The sequence below is a fragment of the Streptomyces sp. PKU-EA00015 genome (genome assembly GCF_013387495.1).
Lineage (GTDB): Bacteria > Actinomycetota > Actinomycetes > Streptomycetales > Streptomycetaceae > Streptomyces.
In genome coordinates, this window is record NZ_JABZEE010000057.1 from 1 (window position 1) to 7,038 (window position 7,038).

At 71.2% G+C, this 7,038-nt stretch carries 2 protein-coding genes and 1 pseudogene; 2 read left to right on the forward strand and 1 reads right to left on the reverse strand.

Annotated features, from left to right (window positions below):
* Together HW130_RS30305 and HW130_RS30310 are read left to right on the forward strand one after the other, a co-directional pair.
* Positions 1–307, forward strand: a pseudogene (locus tag HW130_RS30305) (MoxR family ATPase); the annotation flags it as partial.
* Between the two features lie 50 nt (positions 308–357).
* Entirely contained in the window at positions 358–3,498 is a 3,141-nt protein-coding gene (locus HW130_RS30310; protein ID WP_177152963.1) for an SAV_2336 N-terminal domain-related protein, read from the forward strand.
* 46 nt (positions 3,499–3,544) lie between these two features.
* Here the strand turns inward: HW130_RS30310 and HW130_RS30315 are convergent.
* On the reverse strand, positions 3,545–7,038 hold a 3,494-nt coding region (locus HW130_RS30315; protein ID WP_177152964.1), incomplete at its 5' end, for a multifunctional oxoglutarate decarboxylase/oxoglutarate dehydrogenase thiamine pyrophosphate-binding subunit/dihydrolipoyllysine-residue succinyltransferase subunit.

Genomic DNA, 7,038 nt, shown 5'->3' on the forward strand with positions numbered 1-7,038 from the left:
GATGACCAGCAACGACCAGCGCGACTTCCCCGCGGCGCTGCTGCGTCGCTGCCTGCATCTGAACCTCGGCAGGCCGGGCCCGCAGCGGCTCGCGGCCATGGTGGCGGCACACCTCGGACCGGATCTGACCGACGAACACGTGGACATGATCGACCGCTTTCTGTCGCAGGCGCCCGGCGAGTTCCGGGCGGCCGACCAGCTCCTCAACGCCGTCTATCTGACGCAGGTCAGCGACGGGGGCGACCCGGAGGACCGCGGACGCCTGGCCGAGCTGCTCATGAGGCCGCTGGGGCCGGGCCAGCGGTGAAGCGCGGGGCCCGGCAGGGCGGAGGGGCGACAACGGCACTGGCGGCACTGGTGCGGCGACTCGAAGAGGCGGGACTCCGGCCCGGCGTACAGGAGCTCGCGGACGTGCTGTGGCTCGCCCGCCATGTCTCGCCCGCCGCCGGCGCCGTGGCCACAGCTCCGGTCGCCGAGCCTGGGGGCCCTGATGAACGGCCCGCCCCGGAGCAGCCCCCAACCGTCCCTGCCGACCCGGCACCCGCCGACATCCCGGACGAGGACGCCTGCGGGCCGCCCGGCCCCGGTTCGTTCCGGCTCGACCCCGTCGCCTCCGAGGAGGAGAGCGGACTGAGCTCCCGCCGCCCTGTGGCCGCACCGGCGGCCGACGTCCTGCCCGATGCCGGCAGCTCGCAGCAGGCCCTGCGCGCCCTGCGCCGGTACCAGCCCTCGGCGCATACGGTCTCGGAGAGTGTCATCGACGAGCAGGCGTCCGCCGAACGTGCCGCGGCGACCGGGGTGTTCGTTCCCGTGCTGCGTGAACGACGCCGCCAGGCCGCCCACATCCAGCTCGCCATGGACGTCTCGACGTCCATGGCCCCATGGCACGAGCTGCTGCGCGAACTGCGGCGCATGTGCGAGCGCTCGGGCATCTTCCGCTCGCTGTCCGTGCACTATCTCCATGAGCACCCGGCCACGGGAGCACCGGCCGTGGCGGACTCACTCGTGCCCGAACTGCCGGCCCTCGGCCCACCCGACCGGCTCCAGGACCTCGCCGGGCGGCGGATCACCCTGGTGCTCTCCGACTGCGCCGGGCCTTTGTGGCGCAGTGGCCGGATGCAGCGGCAACTCCACCAGTGGGCGCAGACGGCGCCCGTCGCCGTACTCCAGCCGCTGCCGCAACGCATGTGGCGGCGTACTCATCTGCCCCCCGCAGGAGGAGAGCTGCGCCGTCAGGTCGGGGGCGGCCGCTGGGTGTTCCGACCGGTGCACGGCCCGGAGCCCCACCCGGCGCTACGGGCTCTCGCGGTGCCGGTGCTGGCACCGAACGCCGCGGCACTCGGGTCATGGGCCCGGCTGCTGTCCGGGGACCTGCCCTGGACGGACGGCGCGGCCGCATGGGTGCTGCCGGACCACCTGGCGTCCTCGTCCCCCCGGGCAGGTACGGCCCATGATCCCTTGACCTTGGTGCGGGCCTTTCGCACCACCGCCTCACCCGATGCCGTCCTCCTGGCCGGATACCTGGCCGCGGCGCCGCTGACGCTGCCGGTGATGCAGCTCGTCCAGCGGGTCATGCTCCCGCACAGCGGCCCGTCCGAGCTCGCCGAGGTGCTCCTCAGCGGGCTGCTCGTCCGCGAGTCCCAGCCGTCGACAGCGGCGTACCCGCCCGACGGGCCTGCGTTCGCCTTCCGGAACGGCGTACGCGAACTCCTGTTGCAGGGCGTCGACCAGGGCGCGGCCCGGCTCGTGCTCAGCGCGGTCTCCCAGTACGTGGAGCGCAGGTTCGGACGCGCGGCACGCAACTTCCCGGCTCTGGCGGCCGCCTATCTCACCGGCACGACGGAGGACACCCGGACCGGCGAGGACGACGCGGCAGAAGCCATGCCCGGGCACTTCGCCGAGGTCTCACAGACAGTGCTGCGTCGCTACTATCCGCAGCGCGGCATCCCTGCCGGGCCTCCCGCGCCGGAGCCGGCGTCACTGCGCGAGACGGAGTGGTTCGCGCTGCACCGTCGCGCCGACCGGCATCTGCAGCGCTACGACGAGACAGGAGCCGTACGAGACCTCGAGGAGGCCGTCCGGCTGCTGCGGACACTGATCGCGACCGGTTCGGACGAGTGGCGCGGCAGCTGGCTGTACGGCCTGCTGTCGGGTGCGCTGATGCGCCGCTGGAAGGCCGGCGGACTGGTCGAGGACCTGGTGGAGGCGGCCACGACGGCGCTGCACGGCGACCGTCTGCGGGGTGAACGCCCGTCCGTCCCCGGGGACTTCGTCACCACCGGCGCTCTCGGCGAGGCCCTGACGACCCTGGCCCGGGAACTCACCCGCCCCGGCGGGATGCTCCTCCAGCAGTTGCCGGAACTGCTGCTGGCCGAACTCTCCCCGTGGAGCCCGGGACCGCTCGGTGCGGAACTGGCCGCCTACCGCCTGTCGGCCCGGGCGGCGAACGCGTACCGGACGGTCGCGGACCACCCGGAGCAGGACGAGTACGCGCGTCACCAGGCGGCCAGAACCCAGACCCATGTCCTTCTCGGCGACCTCCTGGTGGAGGGCACGCGCAAAGCCGAAGGGGTGCGTGGGCCGGATGTCCCCCGTGAGTTCGCGGAGCCGCTCAACATCGAGCTGTACGCGGCGCACGTGGGGACCGCGACCGGACTCCGGGTCGGCGACGAGCAAGGTGACCTGGCCGCCGGGGCCGGGCTGAGCGAGCGGGCCCGGCACCACATGGGACAGGGTCCCTTGCGGGGGCATGTGCGGCCGGAACGGGGCCGCGCCGCCGCTGCGCAGGCAGTGGTCCTGCTCCGCCGTGGCATGGACGCGCTGGCGGGCACGGAGGACGCCGATCCTCGGGTGCTGGTCGACCTCTGGACGCGGCGCGCCCGGCTCAGTTCCATCCTCGCCACCGCCCCCGGCGATGCCCCGCACCACGAGGACGAGGAGCTTCGGGCCTGGTCCGAGGCCGCCCGCCACGCCGAGCGTTCGGATGACCCCCAACTGCGGCGCAGTTGTCTGCGCGCGCTGGGCACGGCCTGCCGCCGCCGTTTCGACCAGCAGGGCGACATCGGATATCTGACGCAGGCCCTCCAGGCGTTCGCCGCCGCGGCGCAGGAGCCCGCGCCCGACCCTGCCGAGCACGACGACCTGCGCACTCGGCAGGCCGAGGCGCTGGTGCGCTACGGACGGGCCAGTGCAGAGGTGACCGCCCTCGACATCGCCGTACAGGCACTGAAGGGCATGCGCGGACCGGCCACCGGCCCCGACACCGGGGCGGAGCGCTTCTTGCTGCTGGCCGAGGCGCTGCTCGTGCGCAGCATGCTGACCGGCAGTGTGGAGAACGCCGACGAAGGCGTCCGGCTGGCATCAGGGCTGCTGGACGACCGCACGGTCCCTGTCGCGCACCGGGAGGCGGCCTGGCGGTTGCTGGACCTGGTGCGCGGTCGGTACGGCCTCGGCGCGGTTCTCCGCCCGGACACGGAGGGGCCCGGCCCCGCGAACTGATCGCGGGGCCGGGCCGGGTACTACCTCACTCGGCGGCGCAGCCGCCTCAGGCGTCGAACACCTCGTTGACCAGCTGCTCCTGCTCCTGCTCGTGGCGCTTCTTCGAGCCCACGGCCGGGGACGAGGAGTGCGGCCGCGAGATGCGGCGCAGGCGCTCGCCGTGCGGGATGTCCGCGCCGACCGCCAGGTCCAGGTGGTCGATCAGGTTGAGCGCGATGAACGGCCAGGCACCCTGGTTCGCCGGCTCCTCCTGGGCCCACAGGTACTTCTCGGCGTTCGGGAACTTGGCGATCTCGGCCTGCAGCTCCGCACCCGGCAGCGGGTACAGGCGCTCCAGGCGGATGATCGCCGTGTCCGTCGTGCCGCGCTTCTTACGCTCGGCGTCGAGGTCGTAGTAGACCTTGCCGGACGTGAAGACGACCTTGCGGACCGCGGCCGGGTCGACCACGCCTGAATCGACCCCGGTGTCGCCGATCACCGGGCGGAAGCCGCCGGTGGTGAACTCCTCCGCCTTCGACGCCGCAGCCTTCAGACGCAGCATCGACTTCGGGGTGAAGACGATGAGCGGCTTGTGGTGCGGGTTGTGGACCTGCCAGCGAAGCAGGTGGAAGTAGTTCGACGGCAGGGTCGGCATCGCGACCGTCATGTTGTTCTGCGCGCACAGCTGCAGGAAGCGCTCGGGGCGCGCGGAGCTGTGGTCCGGGCCCTGGCCCTCGTAGCCGTGCGGCAGCAGCAGCGTGACGCCGGAGTGCTGGCCCCACTTCTGCTCGGCGGAGGAGATGAACTCGTCGACGACGGTCTGCGCGCCGTTGACGAAGTCACCGAACTGGGCCTCCCACATGACCAGCGCGTCCGGGCGGGCCAGCGAGTAGCCGTACTCGAAGCCCATCGCCGCGTACTCGCTGAGCAGCGAGTCGTAGACGTTGTAGCGGGCCTGGTCCTCGGTCAGGTAGAGCAGCGGGGTGTAGTCCTCGCCGGTCTCCTGGTCGACCAGCACCGCGTGGCGCTGGCCGAACGTGCCGCGGCGGGTGTCCTGGCCGGACAGCCGGACCGGGGTGCCCTCCATCAGCAGCGAGCCGATGGCCAGCGTCTCGCCCATGCCCCAGTCGATCGTGCCGTCCTCGACGGAGGCGGCGCGGCGCTGCATCTGCGGCATGAGCCGCGGGTGCACCTTGATGTGGTCCGGGATGTTGACCTGGGACTCGGCGATCCGCTTGACGACCTCCTGGGAGACCGCCGTGCTCACCGCGACCGGGAACTCGGCCTGAGTGTCCGGGACATGCACCGGCGCCGGGGCGGAGGTGGCCTCGCGGACCTCCGCGAACACCTTCTCCAGCTGGCCCTGGAAGTCCTGGAGCGCCTGCTCGGCCTCTTCCAGCGTGATGTCGCCGCGACCGATCAGCGACTCGGTGTAGAGCTTGCGCACCGAGCGCTTCTTGTCGATCAGGTTGTACATCTGCGGGTTGGTGAACTGCGGGTTGTCGCCCTCGTTGTGACCGCGGCGGCGGTAGCAGATGAGGTCGATCACGACGTCCTTGTTGAACGCCTGGCGGAACTCGAAGGCGAGCCGCGCGACGCGGACCACGGCCTCCGGGTCGTCACCGTTCACGTGGAAGATCGGCGCCTCGATCATGCGGGCCACGTCGGTCGCGTACATCGACGAACGCGACGACTCCGGGGCGGCGGTGAAGCCGACCTGGTTGTTGATGACGATGTGGACCGTGCCGCCGGTGCGGTAGCCGCGCAGCTGCGACATGTTCAGCGTCTCGGCCACGACACCCTGGCCGGCGAAGGCGGCGTCGCCGTGCAGGGCGACCGGCAGGACGGTGAAGTCCGTGCCGCCCTTGTTGATGACGTCCTGCTTGGCGCGGGAGACACCCTCGAGTACCGGGTCGACGGCCTCCAGGTGGGAGGGGTTGGCGACCAGCGAGACCTTGATCTGCTCGCCGTCGAGGCCGGTGAACGTGCCCTCGGCGCCCAGGTGGTACTTCACGTCGCCCGAGCCGTGCATCGACTTCGGGTCGAGGTTGCCCTCGAACTCGCGGAAGATCTGCGCGTACGACTTGCCGACGATGTTCGCCAGCACGTTCAGGCGGCCGCGGTGGGCCATACCGATGACGACCTCGTCGAGGCGCGACTCCGCCGCGGAGTCGATGACCGCGTCGAGCAGCGGGATGACGGACTCGCCGCCCTCCAGCGAGAACCGCTTCTGGCCGACGTACTTGGTCTGCAGGAAGGTCTCGAAGGCCTCCGCCGCGTTCAGCCGGCGCAGGATGCGCAGCTGCTCCTCGCGCTCCGGCTTGTGGTGCGGGCGCTCCACCCGGTCCTGCAGCCACTTGCGCTGCTTCGGGTCCTGGATGTGCATGAACTCGATGCCGGTGGTGCGGCAGTACGACTCGCGCAGCACGCCCAGGATGTCACGCAGCTTCATCATCGACTTGCCGGCGAACCCGCCGACCGCGAACTCCCGCTCCAGGTCCCACAGGGTGAGGCCGTGCTCGGTGATGTCCAGGTCGGGGTGCTTGCGCTGGCGGTACTCCAGCGGGTCGGTGTCGGCCATGACATGGCCGCGGACCCGGTAGGAGTGGATCAGCTCGAAGACGCGCGCGGCCTTGGTGACGTCGTCGTCGTGCGAGGCGTCGATGTCCTTGAGCCAGCGGACCGGCTCGTAGGGGATGCGCAGCGACTCGAAGATCTCGTCGTAGAAGTTCTCCTCGCCCAGGAGCAGGCCCGCGACGATCCGCAGGAACTCGCCCGACGCGGCGCCCTGGATGACGCGGTGGTCGTACGTGCTCGTGAGGGTCATCACCTTGGAGATGCCCAGCTTGTTCAGGGTGTCCTGCGAGGTGCCCTGGAACTCGGCGGGGTAGTCCATGGAACCGACGCCCATGATGACCGACTGTCCGGGCATCAGACGCGGCACGGAGTGGACGGTGCCGAGGCCGCCGGGGTTGGTCAGCGAGACGGTGACGCCGGTGAAGTCGTCCATCGTCAGCTTGTTGTTGCGGGCGCGGCGGACGATGTCCTCGTAGGCCTGCCAGAACTCGAAGAAGTTCAGCGTCTCGGCCTTCTTGATGCCCGCGACGACCAGCTGGCGGTCGCCGTTGGGCTTCACCAGGTCGATGGCCAGACCGAAGTTGACGTGGTCCGGCTTGACCAGGGTCGGCTTGCCGTCCTTCTCCGCGAAGGACCAGTTCATCGACGGCATGGCCTTGATGGCCTGCACCATCGCGTAGCCGATGAGGTGCGTGAAGGAGATCTTCCCGCCACGGGCCCGCTTGAGGTGGTTGTTGATGACGATGCGGTTGTCGAACAGCAGCTTCACCGGGACCGCGCGCACGGACGTGGCCGTGGGCAGCTCCAGCGAGGCGTTCATGTTCTTCGCGACCGCGGCGGCCGGGCCGCGCAGCGTCACGAACTCGGGACCGGCGGGCGCCTCGGTCTCGGGCTTGGCCGCGGGCTTCGCGGCGGGCGCGGGGGCCGGCGCGGCCTTCGGCGCAGGGGCCGCGGCCTTGGCCGGAGCGGCCGGAGCCGGGGCGG